The sequence below is a fragment of the Pontibacter virosus genome, assembly GCF_003096355.1.
GTDB classification, from domain to species: domain Bacteria; phylum Bacteroidota; class Bacteroidia; order Cytophagales; family Hymenobacteraceae; genus Pontibacter; species Pontibacter virosus.
In genome coordinates, this window is record NZ_QEKI01000002.1 from 178,420 (window position 1) to 193,573 (window position 15,154).

12 protein-coding genes are annotated in these 15,154 nt (G+C 51.6%); 5 read left to right on the forward strand and 7 right to left on the reverse strand.

The genetic code is table 11. From position 1 onward, the window contains the following. Positions 1–89: 89 nt before the first annotated feature. Positions 90–689: a DsbA family oxidoreductase gene (locus C8E01_RS03780; RefSeq protein ID WP_116542030.1), complete on the forward strand. Its 600-nt coding sequence runs from the start codon at positions 90–92 to the stop codon at positions 687–689. 57 nt (positions 690–746) lie between these two features. On the opposite strand, the gene C8E01_RS03785 is transcribed toward C8E01_RS03780, so the two are convergent. Continuing rightward, entirely contained in the window at positions 747–1,568 is an 822-nt protein-coding gene (locus C8E01_RS03785; protein ID WP_116542031.1) for a TerB family tellurite resistance protein, read from the reverse strand. A gap of 78 nt (positions 1,569–1,646) precedes the next feature. Then, a complete protein-coding gene (locus C8E01_RS03790; protein ID WP_165820556.1) occupies positions 1,647–2,099 on the reverse strand; it encodes a MarR family winged helix-turn-helix transcriptional regulator in 453 nt (150 codons plus the stop codon). Positions 2,100–2,308: 209 nt separating this feature from the next. On the opposite strand from C8E01_RS03790, the gene hisC reads away from it, so the two are divergent. After that, positions 2,309–4,462 (forward strand): histidinol-phosphate transaminase, encoded by a 2,154-nt coding sequence (gene hisC, locus C8E01_RS03795; RefSeq protein WP_116542303.1) that lies wholly within the window; start codon positions 2,309–2,311, stop codon positions 4,460–4,462. On the opposite strand, the gene C8E01_RS03800 is transcribed toward hisC, so the two are convergent. The 3 genes from C8E01_RS03800 to C8E01_RS03810 form a co-directional block, all read right to left on the reverse strand. Beyond that, positions 4,459–5,016, reverse strand: coding sequence for an NUDIX hydrolase (locus C8E01_RS03800; RefSeq protein ID WP_116542032.1), 558 nt, complete (start codon positions 5,014–5,016; stop codon positions 4,459–4,461). The genes hisC and C8E01_RS03800 overlap by 4 nt on opposite strands. Before the next feature lie 111 nt (positions 5,017–5,127). Next, positions 5,128–6,222: a CgeB family protein gene (locus C8E01_RS03805; protein ID WP_116542033.1), complete on the reverse strand. Its 1,095-nt coding sequence runs from the start codon at positions 6,220–6,222 to the stop codon at positions 5,128–5,130. 41 nt (positions 6,223–6,263) lie between these two features. Continuing rightward, a complete protein-coding gene (locus C8E01_RS03810) occupies positions 6,264–7,373 on the reverse strand; it encodes a glycosyltransferase (RefSeq protein ID WP_243409415.1) in 1,110 nt (369 codons plus the stop codon). A 321-nt stretch (positions 7,374–7,694) separates the two neighbouring features. On the opposite strand from C8E01_RS03810, the gene C8E01_RS03815 reads away from it, so the two are divergent. Then, on the forward strand, positions 7,695–8,309 hold the full coding sequence (locus C8E01_RS03815; protein WP_243409416.1) for a histidine phosphatase family protein: 615 nt from the start codon (positions 7,695–7,697) through the stop codon (positions 8,307–8,309). Positions 8,310–8,367: 58 nt separating this feature from the next. Here the strand turns inward: C8E01_RS03815 and C8E01_RS03820 are convergent, their stop codons facing one another. Together C8E01_RS03820 and C8E01_RS03825 are read right to left on the reverse strand one after the other, a co-directional pair. Continuing rightward, positions 8,368–9,819 carry a RagB/SusD family nutrient uptake outer membrane protein gene (locus C8E01_RS03820; protein WP_116542036.1) on the reverse strand — a complete coding sequence of 484 codons (1,452 nt, stop codon included), beginning with the start codon at positions 9,817–9,819 and terminating at the stop codon, positions 8,368–8,370. Positions 9,820–9,837: 18 nt separating this feature from the next. Further along, positions 9,838–12,789, reverse strand: coding sequence for a SusC/RagA family TonB-linked outer membrane protein (locus C8E01_RS03825; RefSeq protein WP_116542037.1), 2,952 nt, complete (start codon positions 12,787–12,789; stop codon positions 9,838–9,840). Between the two features lie 449 nt (positions 12,790–13,238). Between C8E01_RS03825 and C8E01_RS03830 the strand changes: the two genes are divergently transcribed. Beyond that, positions 13,239–13,631: a BlaI/MecI/CopY family transcriptional regulator gene (locus C8E01_RS03830; RefSeq protein WP_116542038.1), complete on the forward strand. Its 393-nt coding sequence runs from the start codon at positions 13,239–13,241 to the stop codon at positions 13,629–13,631. Next, complete coding sequence (locus C8E01_RS03835) at positions 13,615–15,060, forward strand: M56 family metallopeptidase (RefSeq protein WP_116542039.1); 1,446 nt, start codon at positions 13,615–13,617, stop codon at positions 15,058–15,060. Before C8E01_RS03830 ends, C8E01_RS03835 begins: the two co-directional genes overlap by 17 nt. The last annotated feature ends 94 nt before the right edge of the window (positions 15,061–15,154 follow it).

The following is a 15,154-nucleotide window of genomic DNA, read 5'->3' on the forward strand; positions in this document are numbered from 1 at the left end:
AAAGTAAGGTATAACTACTAGTCTGGCAAACCGACTTTAAACAAAAGTCTGACACCTATGGTAGAATAAAGTTCACAGGCAGAAATAATATGCTACAGATAAAGGTTTATTCTGATTACGTTTGCCCTTACTGCTTTTTTGGGGAGCAGGTGCTTGAAAGGGCTTTGCAAGGTATAAAGGACCAGGTACAGGTGGAGTGGATGCCTTTCGAACTTCGACCCTACCCGAACCCTACCCTCAAACCGGAGGGTGAGTATTTGCAGACGACTTGGGAAAACTCGGTATATCCGATGGCAAAGCAATTAGGCATCCATATCGTACTGCCCAAAGTATCGCCGCAGCCTTACACACACCTGTCATTCGAAGGTTACCAGTATGCGCAGGAACAGGGCAAAGGGGAAGCCTACACGCACCGTATGTTCACAGCCTTTTTTCAGGAAGAACAGGACATCAGCGAAGTGGACGTGCTCACGAAACTGGCCGGTGAGGTGGGGTTAGATGAAACGGGATTCAGACAGGCATTGGATTCGGGTAGGTATAAGGAGACACACCGGCAGGCACTGCAGCATGCCTACGAAGAAGTAGGTATACAGGCCGTGCCGACCTTTATCATTGGCAACAAACTGGTCCGGGGACTGCTGCGGGAGGACGACCTGAGGAGGCTCATAAAACTAGAGCTGGAGGTATAGTCTACTTCCAGCTCTGGTTCTTATGTTCTTTATACCTGCGGTATGACCTGCTATACCTTACCAGCTGGTGCCACCACCTCGTTTACCTCCGCCGAACAGGCCACCCAGCAGGCCACCTAATCCGCCGGAGCCCATGCCGCCGTAGCGGCTATGGCCGTTGAGTCCGCCCAGTACAGAGGCCATGGAGCCCAAGCCGCTGGTAGAGCGTCGGCCGCCCCCCATCAAGCCTCCCCGGCCCGTCATCATCCCGCCTAGCAAGCCACCTAACAGGCCGCCGCCCATACCACCCATACCGCCCATCATGCCACCACGGCGTCTGCCACCGCTCATCATGCGGGCCAGTACAATAGGCGCTGCTATACCTAGTATACCTTGTACCATTTGCGGCGAAATGCCAACATTCTTGAACATGTCGCCAAAGCCATTTTTGTTCATAAATGCCTGTGAGCTCGGATCCTCTCCCTGTTTTTGTGCTTCATCGGCCTTGTCTACAAATTGCTCCAGCAAGCTGTACTGCTGCTGGTCCACGCCCAGGTAGTTGGCCATCTCCTGGATGCGCTTTTGCTCTTCCTGGCTATATTCGCCATCGGCCTTGGCAAAACTGATGATATCCGTAATAAATGAAAAGCGCAGCTGACTCTTTTTGAGCACATCCAACACGCGCTGCAGGCTGATCTGAGAAGGATTTCTGGCAATAGACAGCACCTCCTCCTCTATGTTCTCCGGCATCTCGGCTGCCTCGCTCAGCACTCTCAAAAACTCAAGTTCTTCCTCAGAGGCGTTTCCGTCTGCAGAGGCGATAGAAGCCAGGGCAGCCAGGTAGGCACCCTTTTCTTCCATGGTATAATCTTTCAGTAGTGTTGTTTGTTCCTGTTCCATAGCTATTTAAATGTTCTTACTGACATTTAAACGCGAGGCTCGGCCAGAAGTTGATGGATGCAGGAATCGCTGTTAAAATTAAGCTCTCACCCGGTCCAGGGTATCGCTTAGGTGCTGCGCCTCCTCTGCTGACAGGTTCTTAAACGTCTCCTCCTCCAGCTGCTTCATCAGGGGGTCCAGGTTGTCGAGCAGATCCATCCCTTTGTCTGTAATGGCAATTTCTACCTTGCGTCTGTTCTGCTCGCAAAGCTCGCGGGTCACCAGCCCTTTCAGACGCAGTTTCTCCACAAGCCGCGTGGCATTGCTCATGCGGTTGAGCATCCGCTCCTGTATGGTGAACAGGTTGAGCGGCTTCCCTTGCTGCCCTCTCAGGATGCGCAAGACATTGAACTGCTGCGAAGAAATATCGTAGGGCTTGAGCAGGCTGTCGACGCGCGCCATCATCCATTCGCCTGTAAACATCAGGTTCAGAGATGCTTTCTGATAAGGGCTCCTGAACTTGGGCATTTTTAATTCATCTTCTAACTTCATGCGAAAAAAATCTATGATTCGAATGCAATAACGCTTGCAATAATTGTATATACAACATTTTCAGATATTTAGTTACTTAAGCCTTAAGCAGCATTTTTTTAAATTTCATTTTGTTATTAATTATTTATGCTTAGCCCGTATTTAAAACATAATATACATTTTTGAATTGCTATATTGCAATGAACAACCCGCTCCATTATATTTTTCCCATGGAAAACAAACGCCTCCCTTACCAGGCTGCCACCAATGAAAACCTGTTCGGATCATCTCTACAGGTGCTGGCCGCCATGCAGCAAGCCATAAGCAGCGTGCACGGTTACCCAACGCCCGACGCGGCTGATCTGCGGCTCGCTCTAGCCAGAAAGCAAGGTGTGCAGGCTGACGAAATTATAGTGGGAAGTGGATCGGCGGAGCTAATTTCGCTGCTGATGCGTCGCTTCTGCGGTCACGACAAGGACGGAGAAGTGCTCACCTTCACCCCCTCCTATCCGCTGTATTGCCAGGAGGCCCGCGCGCTGCGGGTTCCCTGCACGGAGATTCCGCTCACGAGCGGTTACCGGATCGACGTACAAGCTTTCAAGCGCCAACTGAGGCCTACTACCCGGCTTTGCTTCATTTGCAATCCGAATAACCCGACCGGTACCTACCTGACAAGCACTGAGTTGGAGCAGGTACTCGCATGCCTGCCGGCACACGTTACCGTGGTGGTGGATGAAGCTTACATAGAGTATGTTACCGCGCCCGATTGTGCCGATGCGGTGAGCATGCTGCCCCGCTACCCGAACCTGGTGGTATTGCGCACTTTCTCCAAAGCCTACGGACTTGCCTCTGTCCGCATCGGGTACATGATCGCACAACGTCATTTGATCCAGCAGGTACTGGAGGTGAAACAGCCTTATAATGTTAACCAACTCGCCCAGGTCGCTGCCCTGGCCGCTCTGGAAGACGAACAGTTCCTGTACATGACCCTGCAGGCCACGCAGGTCGCAAAGGCCAAACTGGAGCGGGCTTTGTATAAAATGGGCGTTCAGTTCTGGCCATCGCAGGGCAATTTTCTGCTGGTGGATGCCGGCGGATACAGTGCCGATGAAATACACAACTACTTACTCGCAAACCACATCCTGGTGCGTCGCGCCGATCACCATACCCTGCGCCTGACCATAGGCCCCGACGAACATCAGTTATACCTACTTCATATGCTCCAAGAACTGCTACATCCTTCCCGCGTATACGCCACACAACCGCTGCTGGCACAAGTGCTTGACCTGGGCTACCAGATACAGGACCAGCCTGAAGAGGCGGTAACTGGTGTAAATGACCTGCTAACGAAGGCGGTTGAGCAGACAGATGCGGAGGGCCGCATTGCGCAGGCTTTTGCACGGGCCATGGCATTGCGTTGTCAACAAGGCAAAACTGCTGCCTCAGGCAACTTGTATGCCTCCAACTTAGGGGAGATGGACATGATCGCAGCCTTTAATGTGCTGGTGACAGCCACGCCACTCGTTACATTCGGACACCGCTTCGCCAACCACTCTATATGCGCTGCTATTGCCGGTAAAGCATCGGTATACCTGCTCGATTTAGGTATAGGCAGTGGTTTGCAGTGGTTTCATTTCATGGAGTTGCTGGCAGCATTGCCCGGCGAGCGTCCTGCTTTGCATCTCACTGGTATCGATATACCAGATGGCAGAAACGATAACCCGGCATTCAAGCTTCAGGCGACAGGTTCGCGTCTGTCAGCACACGCTGAGCGTTTAGGTCTGAACTTCAGCTATACCTATCTGGCCACCCGCCTCGAAGATTTCGACCTGCAGTCGCTTGAAATAGCTCCATCCCATACCCTGATTGTGAATGCCGCACTCACTCTGCACCACCTCGCCGACGAACTGGTAGCGATACCTGACCAGCGTGATCGGGTGCTGCAACAGATCCGGAAGCTGCGTCCACAGCTGGTAACCTTAACTGAACCAGACTCCGAGCACAACCGCCTGGATTTCCTGCCGCGCCTGCGTGAGTCGCTGCGCCACTACTATACCGTGTTTGACGTACTGGACACACTCTTGCCAGCCGACATGCCGGAGCGCCGCGTCATAGAACAGGAGTTTTTTGGGAGAGAGATCCTCAATGTAGTAGCTTTTGAGGGGAGCGACCGTGTGGAACGCCACGAGCGGCTGGATGCCTGGCAGCACCGCCTGATACGCAATGGGTTTACGCCCGCTCCATGTCAGGTAACAGCAGCACAGATACACCAGGAGTTGGACCTGCACCCGCAGTTTAGCCTCGCCCCGCACGCGGCAGGCTATACCTTGCACTGGAAGGGCACTAACATTATAGCGGCTACTGCCTGGCAGGTAGCCGATTAACGCGCCAGTTTGCGGAGGGCCAGCAGGCAAAGCGCCACAGTACCAGCCACATTGATCTGACCGCTTAGGATCATCTGCTCCACCTCCTGCAAAGGCACCTTCAGGACCTCGATGTGCTCACTTTCATCCAAGTCCTGGGCGGCCACTTCGCGCACGTTGCGGGCAATGTAGAAGTAGATTTTGTTTGTGTCTTTGGTTGGGTTGTCGATTACCTGCAGCACAGGCTCTATCTCGTTGGTGGTATAGCCGGTTTCCTCCAGCAGTTCTCGCTTCGCCGCCTCTAAGGGGTCTTTCTCATGCGCATCGATCACACCACCGGGTAGTTCGATGAAGATGTCGCCGGCAGCATGCTTGTACTGGCGCACAAAGAGCACATGTCCATCCTCGGTTATTGGGAAGGTCAATACCACATCCGGCCGCACACTCACGAAGTAATCGTCCATCTGGTGACCGTTGGGCAGCTCCACATGATCACGGCGAAGAGTGTACCACTTATGATCAAATACAACCTGCGATTTGAGCGTCTTCCAGCGTTCTATTTCTTTCTTAGTCATTGTTCCGAAGTTATCAGAGCGGAGCAGGTTAGTTGCATACCGCACAAAAAAGAGCCATACCTGCTTGTCAGCATTTCAGGTATGGCCTTTTCTTATATAAATCGTTTAATACTACCTGATCGTTTCCAGCTGTTCTTCATTTGAGGTGTCTAGTGTCATCAACTCTCCCACATAAGTTTCCAGCTCGTGCGCACGATGGGCGGCTGTATGATGCGCCATTACCTTGCGACGGGCTCGCGTTCCAATAGCCTTACGCTCAGAAGTACAGATCTCACGCAGATAACGGAGCGTTTCGGAAGCGCTTTTCGTTATCAGGATCTCCGACTCGGGCTCAAACAGCGCTTCTATACCTTCCCAATAGTCAGAGATGACGGGCGTACAGCAGGCTGCCGCTTCAAAGAGTCGCATGCTCGGGGTATAGCCGAACCTGCTGGTGCCGGCGCGGGCGATGCTCAGGGCAAAGCGCTGGCTGTTGAAGAAATCGCGGTGTTCAACCGGGGTCAAGTGATGGAGCATGGTGATGTTGCCCGGCCAGCCCATGTCTTCAGGATATTTCGTGCCTGCCACCGCAAAGCGTCCCTCGGGCCACTGCGCTGCAGTATCCACCATCAGTTTCTGCAGGGTAGACTGCCGGTCTTCTGAATAGGCGCCCAGGTAACCCAGGTCCCATTTGATCTCGCGGTACTCGTGGTGGTATAGCGCGGGATTAACTGAAAAATACAATGGGCGTACCATGCGGGCGCCATACTTCTGCTCAAACAGTTCCAGCGCCGGACCGCCTGTGCAGGACAGGTATAAGTCGAATGCGGGAATCAGGCTCGCATTCAGGTATGTTGGTCCCTGGCCTTCTAGCTCGGTGAGAGTTGCCGGGGCATCCAGATCGTAAAAAGCTTTGATGCCTTTAGCCGTCTCAATCACCCATTTCCCAATAGCATTGCCTTCTGTCAGGCTGGAGCCTACTATTACCATGTCAGCCTCACGCACCTGCTCTGTGTACTGCTGCAGTTGCCCGAGTGATTCGTACTTCCCGACCTGGCAAAAGTCGGGCTCACTTAAATCAGGCGCAGTACGCTGGGTGGATGTTCTCTCCAGAAACAAGATGTGGTGTGCATTGGCGTGCAGTGCCCGCACCAGGTTACGATAGGTGGTAGCATGGCCGTTGCCCCAGGAGGTTGTGATAGAAAGGCCAAGTATTACGATGTTCATGCCGTTGTCTGACAATTTTTTTGTAAAGATAAGCTAGTTTTTCATTCAGAAACCGAAACCGGTGCCTTAATCAGCTGCCCATACAGATAACTGTAATCCTGGGCCATCTGGTCGGCGGTGTATCCATGCGAGCGTTTCACAGAGCGGCAAGCCATTATATTGCGGCAAAACTCGTCCTCTATCAAATCCTCAATCGTATCACGCAGTTCATCTGCACTGACCGGGTCTACGTATTTGGCAGCATTGCCCCATACCTCGGCCATGCTTTCGGTCTTGCCCACTACCAGGGCGCAACCCGACATGGCCGCCTCCAGCACCGTTAACCCGAATGGCTCATACTTGGCAGGCAGCGCATAGATCGACGCTCTGGACAGCCAATCCGTTACCTCTTTGTTGGTGAGCTGCCCCAGGAAATACACGTTTTCCAACTCCATGGACTCCCCTGTTTCCGGATGCCTCCCTTCGCCGGCTATATAAACCGGCCACTGCAGGTCCGAAGCAATATGCGCCAGCATCGAGATGTTCTTGGCCTCGTCCCACACCCTGCCCAGGCTGAAAACGAACGGCTCTTTGCGTCCGAACTGGAAGTAATGCTGTCCGCGTCCGTTGTACACCACGGCACTGTGTTTGAACGGACCATACAGTTCCTCAGCCTGGTGCATCATGGCCTGCGTCGGAGCTACGACCACATCAGCTGCCTGCAGCCCCTTGCGTACCATTTCCCTGTACTTGTTCCATTTCTTAGGTGCTTCCTCCTGCTTCACGGCACGCCACCACGATAGCACACAAGAGTGAATGACCGTCAGCACAGGTTTTCCCCAGTCCAGACTGCCAAAACTCATATGGTTGAGGTGGATCAGGTCGGGTTGCACCTGGTCGCGCAACTGCAACAGCCATTCACCGGCTTTCTCTACCTCCTCCCACGGAGCGTCCATCCACTCGAGTTTATACGTGCTTTCATATACGGTGAGATTGGAGATGCTCTCGGCCTGCGCACGCTGCTCTTCGCTCATGGGCTCTCCCATGGTAGCCAGTGCTATGTGTGTGCCATGTGTTGCTACGGCTCTTGTTAGCTCCAGTGCATACGTCCATACGCTGCCAACCGTATCCGCAGTCATCAGGATTGTCGATGGGTGATGGGATGTTTTCATTATCTTTTCTGGTGTAGATATATTTTACATCAAGTTCTGGTTCAGGCCAATATACCTTATCCGTCAGGTTGCAGAATTGCATTTGAAGGCAGGTATAGGAATTGATAAGTAGCCAGCCAGGTATAAAGAGAGGCCGATGGCTGGCTTGTCGGTGCATACTATTACGCGTTCAGACCCTATTCCGTTAGTGTGATTTTCGGTTTTTTACGTTTTTTTATCGATCTCACTTCCCATACCTGCCAGACCCCTTAAAACAGTGGCTCGAGATGGTTGCCAAATGGCGGGCAGGCATCGCAGGGCATCTGCTTTCGTATAGCATGTTTGAATCAGCAAAGCCATACCTTGGAAGGAGCAACCGAAACCAGTCATACAAGAGGACGGATCTTCCTCATCCGACACGCACGGCCCGTGGTGCCGAAGAAGGGGTATTTTAACAAAGCATCTGCACGGGCTTACATAAATGACTACGATGCGGCAGAAGTCGAGCAATTCGTATTCGAGCACGCGGCCATTCCCTTTCAGGAAATCCGCCAGGTATATTGCAGCACTTTGGTGCGGTCGCAGCTTACCGCCCGCCAGATATTTGGGGAGGAGGTCGAGCTGATTGTGCGGCATGAGTTCAGGGAGTTTGAGCGCCGTATTTTCTCGTTGCCCCTGCTGCGGCTTCCCATCCGGCTCTGGCTGGTGAGTGCCCGGTTGCTTTGGATGATGGGACTGAACAGCAAGGGTATCGAGACGTTCCGGCAGGCGAAGCAGCGAGCACGGGAAGCTGCCTCTTTTTTGGCGGGTGACGCAGAACATAATCCTGCTGTGATACTGGTGGCACACGGCCTGCTCAATAACTTTATACGCTGGTACCTGCAGGACCTGGGCTGGAAGTCGACCCTCCACGAGGGCAGCGGCTTTTTAAGCGTGACCATGCTGGAGAAAAAATAAAAAAGCCCCGGCAACCAGAAGGCTGCCGGGGCTTTTAGAATGGTGTTCCTTTCGGATATTAGTAACCAGTGGTTTGCTGAGATTCTAACGTTGGGTTTGCGTCGATTTCACCCTGCGGAATTGGCCACGCCCACTCACGAGCAGTTGGTGCCAATGAGCAGTTAGTAGCGGTAGTACCGCAGTCTTCACGCTCAATTGTACGCGTAGTGCGCTTCAGGTCGAAGAAGCGGTGTCCTTCGCCGATCAGTTCCTTACGGCGCTCCAGTGCAATCGCATCCAGGGTAGCCTGCAGTCCAACCGGTGTGTTTAGCAGTGGGTTGTATCCTTCGATACGGGCAGCGCGCAAGGTGTGCAGATCTGCAATAGCACCAAGCAGGTCAGGCGTAGACTTCATGGCTCTGGCCTCGGCACGGATCAGGTACATTTCAGCAGTTCTGAAAACTTTCCAGTCTACCAGGTTGTCTGACGCAGTGCCACGGCTTAAGAATTTTGTCATCACCGTTCTTGGAGAGCCAGAAAGGTTTCTGGTACCAAAATAGGCTGTAGTACGAATGTCATTAGCATTGTACTCTGCCAACAGTTCTTCAGATGGTCTGAAACGGTTTCGGTTAGACGGTCCGTTAAAAGTACCGCTAGAAGCCGAGCCTTCGCCAGCGTTGAAGTTTATTGACCAGATCACGCCCGCATAAGTCGCGTCAGTCCAAACACCAGGGAACTGCGCTCTCGTAGCAAGCGGACGGGCATCGATAACCTGAGTTGCGTAGGTTTCAGCAGCATCATAGTTCTTCGCGTACAGGTTCACACGGGCCAGAATTGCTTTTACTACAATTTGGTCGATGAACGCACGGTTAGAAGTATTGACGGCTCTGTCTACGTCGCCGAGCAGCGTTTCAGCTTCTTCCAAATCTCTGAAGATCTTGTTGTAGTTCTCCTGCACGGTCTCTCTGGCTGGTTTTGCTTCCGGGTCAACAGACTCGATGTAAGGCACTCCCAACTCGTTTGAGTTACGGTCGTAGCTAACAGCCCAGTAGCGCAGCAGGTCGAAGTGTGCCATCGCTCTGATCGCCAAAGCCTGTCCTTTCAGACGGTTCACTCGACCTGGGTTCTCAGACGCGAAGTTGTCAATGTTGCGCAGCACGATGTTGGACTGGGTGATCACAGAGTAAGCGGCAAGCCAGGCCTGCGCTACGTCGTCCTCGTCGCTGGTGTACACCCAGTTGGTCTGGTTTGACCAGTTGGCAAGGTCTTCAGATGTCTGCACCAGGTTGTCGCTCATCATGTCAGGCAGCTGTGACCAGGTACCTGTTGTTTGAGCTCCGCTGCCAAAGTAGGCTACGTTACGGAAGCGCGCATAAGCGCCAGTCAGGGCGAATTCGTAGTCATCCAGGTTGTTGAACAGGAAGTCTGCGTCTCTCTGGAACTCAGGTTCTACTTCGATTACTTCTTCGCAGGAAGAGAGTGCAACCGAGCAGCATAAACCCAAGCCTATAAATAGATGTTTGATTCTCATTTTCTGTAAATTAAATTATTAAAAACCAACGTTCAGACCAAATGTAACAGTGCGGAGGGCTGGGTACTGAGCACCCACCAGTGAGCCTGTTGAAACTTCCGGGTCGAAACCTTTAAAGTTAGTCCAGGTTTTCAGGTTCTGGCCCTGAGCAAACAGTCTGATGCTGCTGATGCCTATGCCGCTGTAGATGCTCTGTGGCAACTCGTAAGACAGGTTGATGTTACGCAGACGCAGGAAGTCGCCATCCTCTACGAAACGGGTAGTACCCGAACGGAATGGGCTGCCTGGTCTTGGCACATCTGTAACTCTGTTATCCGGCGTCCACTCATTAAGCATAGACGTCGAGAGGTTGTCCCACAGGTATTGCGGATGCTCTACGTTTGCACGGTCGTTGTTGTAGAGTTTGTTGCCTGTTACGAAGCTGAAGAAACTGCTCAACTCAAGTCCTTTGAAGCGAAGCGTAGTACCGAAACCACCAAACCAAGGCGTCTCAACTGAACCTACAATTACACGGTCGTTCGGGTCGTATACTTCTGTAATCTCGCCTTCTCTTGTGAAATACTGCGCATTACCGTTGTCTGGGTTTACACCGGCATAACGTACCACGTACAGAGAGTTCATTGGCTCGCCAACACGCTGGATGTAAAGGCCTTCAATCATCTCTTCTTCGTTGCCTACCAGGCTCAGCACTTCGTTCTTGTTATAAGTTGCGCTAATGTTGGCACTCCATGTGAAGTCAGGTGAGGCAATGATGTCGCCGTTCAGGGCAAGTTCCACACCGCGGTTGCGCAGTTCGCCTACGTTAGAGAGCAGGTTAGTGAAACCAGTGGTTCTGGACAGCTGACGGCTGAGGAACAGGTCGCTTGTCACAGCGTTGTAGAATTCACCAGTAGCTTGTAGTCTGCCATTCAGTGTAGTAAACTCAAGACCTGTGTTGAATGTGGTCTTTCTTTCCCACTGCAGGTCAGGGTTAGCTAACTGCAACTGGCTCAAACCGCTGATACCAGCATATACAGAACGGGCAAAAAGCTCTCTGGAGGCAAAGTCGTCTGTAAGTGCCTGGTTACCGGCAGAACCGTAGCTGATCTTATACTTTACGTCGTTGAACACACCGGTCAGCCCTTCGAAGAAAGCTTCGTCAGACAGGATCCAGCTGAAACCGATAGAACCGAAGTTCGCATAGCGTCTGTTCGCACCGAAACGGGAAGAACCGTCACGACGGGCACCAAGTGTCACAAAGTATCTGTCTTTGAAACCGTAGTTGATGTTGGTGAAGTAAGAAAGCAGCGCGTTTTCAGTGCCTGAGCCGCCCACAGCCGGAATATAACCGTTAGTAGCGTTACCCGGTGTGATACCCGCTTCGTTCTGGAAAGCACCTCCCAGGCCGTAACCTGTAAAGTTGAATGTTCTGAATTTTCTGTTCACGATCTCGTTGAAGAGACCTACCGACAAGGTATGGTCTTCGCCGAAAGATGTGCTATACGTGGCAGAGGTAGTACCAGTGTAGGAGAAGTTACGGTTGTAACCACGGCCGAAGCTACCTGAACCACCCGTAGAGAACTGACCAGTATAAGTAGTAGGATTCACGAATGCAGTTTGCTCGTTGCCAGTAAAGTCGCCACCCCAAGTTGTTCTGAGTGACAAACCTTCCAGGAATGGAGCCTGATAGCCTACATAAATGTTACCAACCGCCTTCATTTGCTGACGAAGGTTTTTGTTTTCAAGAAGTTCCTGCATCGCGTTAGGCTGACCAGAAGTCATCTGCGTGTAGTTGCCTTCCTCATCATACACCGTCTCGTAAGGGTTCGTCCAACGGATCGCGTTAAGCGGTGCGTTGATACCCGTGTTTGCCTCACTTGTGTTGGTGAACTCAGAGTAACCGAAAGTAGAGTTCAGACCAAAGTTGAAGTTACCGGCGTTGGACTCCACGTTGGCTCTACCTGTGTAGCGCTCCAAACCAGTGTTAGGCACGGTACCTGTCTGGTCGAAAAGAGAGCCTGACAGGTAGTAAGTGGTTTTTTCGCTACCGCCTGATGCACTCAGAGTGTGGTTCTTGGTTGTACCCGTCTTGAAGAACACATCCTCCCAATTCGTGTCAACTTTTCTCAGTTCAACAAGCTCTTCATCAGTCCAGCCGTAAGGGTTGCCGCGCTGCAGTTCGTACTGCAGTTTCTGCTCTGTGTTCATTACCTCCAGCCTGTTCTCAGGAGCTCTTGAGAAGCCATACTGTACGTCGTAGTTAATACGGGTTTTACCGGCAAGACCTTTACGGGTAGTGATTACAACAACACCGTTTGCACCTCTTGAACCATAGATAGAAGTAGCCGAAGCGTCTTTCAGGATCGTAAGGCTTTCAAAGTCAGCAGGGTTCAGGGTAGCAAAGTCAGCTGCAGAAATCTGCACACCGTCCATGATGTAAAGCGGGTCGTTTGTACCACGGAGAGAGCCTCTGCCACGGATCACCACGTTAGCCGCCGCACCAGGCTGACCAGAGTTGGCCTGCACCAGGATACCCGGTGCTCTACCCTGAAGTGCCTGATCGAAAGATGCCAACGGCACCTGACGGATCTCTTCAGCTTTCACCGTAGAAACCGAACCAGCTACTTCACGCTGTGTTTGCGTGGTATAACCCGTCACTACTACTTCTGAAAGCTGACGCGTGTCAGCACTCAATGCTACATTAATACTTGATCTGTTCCCAATCACGATCTCCTGTGTAGTCATACCAATCTGACGGAAGACCAAAGTGGCAGTCTCAGCAGTTACGTTAGCCGGAATGGTGATGGAGTAGCCACCGTCAACACCAGTGCTGACGCCCGTGGTTGTACCTTTCACGATAACGGACACACCAGGTAGCGCCTCGCCAGTTGCCTGCTCGGTCACTGTACCCGATATAGTTCTGCCCTGCGCAGCCACCTGTTCTACCAGGCAGAGCACCAGAGCAAATACCATAAGTACGAATTTTCTCATAGAATTTGAGTTTAAGTTAGAAAAATTGAGTTAATCACTAGATTCAATGTGAGTTTCAGTCAGAGGTAGTTATAGCTTGCATACATCTCCACAGTCAACACAACATCATCACGCAAGTTAATTACTACAGACACTTTTTCAAGCATAATTTAAAAACTTCCGCTTTAAAAAAGAATACGATACCAAGATTTATTTTTAACACATAGATTGCCAGCTAATTAAAAAACCTGCATCATCCAAGTTGTGCCGGTTTTGGGTACAGCAAACTTCAAGAAATTTGCCTCACAGCGCTGTTTTTAAAGCCAAAGGCCAGCCGGAGGCTTTTTTTGCGACCATTTAAAAGAAGGAATAATGCGGGCGCGAACATTATTTCATAATAAACTAAACATTTAGTTTGTAAACTAAGTAATTAGTTATATATTTATCCTACCAATCAGCCAATACGACATATGAAAGAACTTACCAAAGCCGAAGAAGAGATCATGCAGATCCTTTGGAAACTGCAGAGAGGGTTTGTGAAGGACATCTTGGAGGAAATGCCGGAGCCAAAGCCTGCCTACAACACCGTGTCCACGATTGTGCGAATTCTGGAGAAAAAAGGGTTTGTCGGCTATACCGCCTTCGGAAAGTCGCACGAGTACTACCCGCTGGTGGCAGAGGACAAGTATAAGAGCTTCTTCCTGAAAAACTTTATGAGTGGCTATTTTGGAGGCTCTTTCGAAAAGCTCGTTTCTTTTTTCGCCAAGGACAACAACCTGGATGTAAAGGAGATCGACCAACTGATGCGCCATGTAAAAGACGAACTAAAAGAGGAGGATCCGAAAGATGGAAACAACGGTTAACTACCTGCTGCAATCAGCCCTGGCCCTGCTGGTGCTCTACCTGTTCTACAGAATTGTGCTGCACAACCAGCCTGGCCTGGTCTACAACCGGCTATACCTGCTGCTAGCCCCTGCCCTAGCGCTGATCATTCCGCTATTGCAATTGCCCTTGCCATTTGAGACGGCGCTCCCGGCTGCTGACATTATACCTGCCATCCAACTGCAGGAAATACAGGTAGTGGGCTATAGCTCAGCCACGCCTGCCATGACATCGCTTTTCACCACAAGCCAGTTGCTCCTTATATTATATAGTGTGATTGGACTTGTGTTACTGGCCAGGCTTGGCCTGCAGGTAGTCCGCATCCGAAAGCTTGCATCCGCCGCCACACCGGTTTTTTCTTCCAGCCCCGAGGCGACCGTGCTTCAAACAGAAGGGCAATCTCCTTCTTTTGCCTTTCTGCACTATGTGTTTTTGGGAGACATGAAGCATCTGTCCGCACAGGAACGACAACAGATTCTTTTGCACGAAATGGCCCACGTGAAGCTGCGCCATACCTATGACGTGCTATACTATGAAACACTGACGGCTCTGCTGTGGTTTAATCCGCTGGTTTGGCTGATGAAAGAGGAACTGCGCAACGTACATGAATTTCAGGCCGATGCCGAGGTGCTTGCCAATTGCCAGCCGCAAGAGTACAGCTCGCTGCTAGCCAAAGAAGCGCTCTTTATGGCCGGCATACCGGTGGGCAGTTACTTCCAGAAGCCCCAGGTTTTCCGACGCCTGCGCATGCTGCAACTCCACGGCAAACCAGCAAGCAAAACGCGCCTGCTCATGGCACTGCCTGTCATCCTCCTGCTGCTGGTGGCCTTCTCGAGCAGCAAGGTAAGCGCCGACATTGCGCCTCTCGTGGAGGAGCCGGCGTCGCTGTCTGAAATTCTGATCACTGCGCCTGCCCGGAAAGCTGCTATACCTGTGGGGGAGCAGCGAAAAGAAGGTATACGCCCCGAGCCAACAGCAGCAGTAGCTGAGCCTAAGACGACCGAAACAGCCAGTGTTGTGAAGAAGGAGCTGAAAATGTTGGAACCAACCACTACGCCCACTCCGCCAAAAGAAGAATCTTCAACTGCAGAAAAGCCCTATAGCTATGTAGAGCAGATGCCCCAATTTGATGGAGGTGATACTGAAATGATGAAATTCCTGGCCCGCAACATACGCTACCCGAAAGATGCGCAGGAGGTAGGCGCTGAAGGACTGGTTGTCCTGGCCTTTGTGGTAGACAAAGAAGGTGGCCTGCAGGATATCACGATCCTGAAGCCCCTGCACGAATCGCTTGACAAAGAAGCGTTACGGGTAGTGGAGAAAATGCAAGGCCAGTGGTCTCCTGGCAAACAAAATGGAGTGGCTGTACCTGTCCGCTATACCTTGCCCGTACGCTTTGCCATAAAATAACTCACCCCTATCTGCTTATACCTGTTTTACCCGGCCTAAAAACCGGGGCAGGATGCCTATTGCCTTTTCTAACCTTAAACAAAACCTTAAAACT

Coding starts and splice junctions, on each gene's coding strand:
- C8E01_RS03820 (WP_116542036.1), bottom strand. CDS start 9,819: ATGAGAATCAAACATCTATTTATAGGCTTGGGTTTATGCTGCTCGGTT.
- C8E01_RS03835 (WP_116542039.1), top strand. CDS start 13,615: ATGGAAACAACGGTTAACTACCTGCTGCAATCAGCCCTGGCCCTGCTG.
- C8E01_RS03780 (WP_116542030.1), top strand. CDS start 90: ATGCTACAGATAAAGGTTTATTCTGATTACGTTTGCCCTTACTGCTTT.
- hisC (WP_116542303.1), top strand. CDS start 2,309: ATGGAAAACAAACGCCTCCCTTACCAGGCTGCCACCAATGAAAACCTG.
- C8E01_RS03790 (WP_165820556.1), bottom strand. CDS start 2,099: ATGAAGTTAGAAGATGAATTAAAAATGCCCAAGTTCAGGAGCCCTTAT.
- C8E01_RS03785 (WP_116542031.1), bottom strand. CDS start 1,568: ATGGAACAGGAACAAACAACACTACTGAAAGATTATACCATGGAAGAA.
- C8E01_RS03825 (WP_116542037.1), bottom strand. CDS start 12,789: ATGAGAAAATTCGTACTTATGGTATTTGCTCTGGTGCTCTGCCTGGTA.
- C8E01_RS03810 (WP_243409415.1), bottom strand. CDS start 7,373: ATGAAAACATCCCATCACCCATCGACAATCCTGATGACTGCGGATACG.
- C8E01_RS03830 (WP_116542038.1), top strand. CDS start 13,239: ATGAAAGAACTTACCAAAGCCGAAGAAGAGATCATGCAGATCCTTTGG.
- C8E01_RS03805 (WP_116542033.1), bottom strand. CDS start 6,222: ATGAACATCGTAATACTTGGCCTTTCTATCACAACCTCCTGGGGCAAC.
- C8E01_RS03800 (WP_116542032.1), bottom strand. CDS start 5,016: ATGACTAAGAAAGAAATAGAACGCTGGAAGACGCTCAAATCGCAGGTT.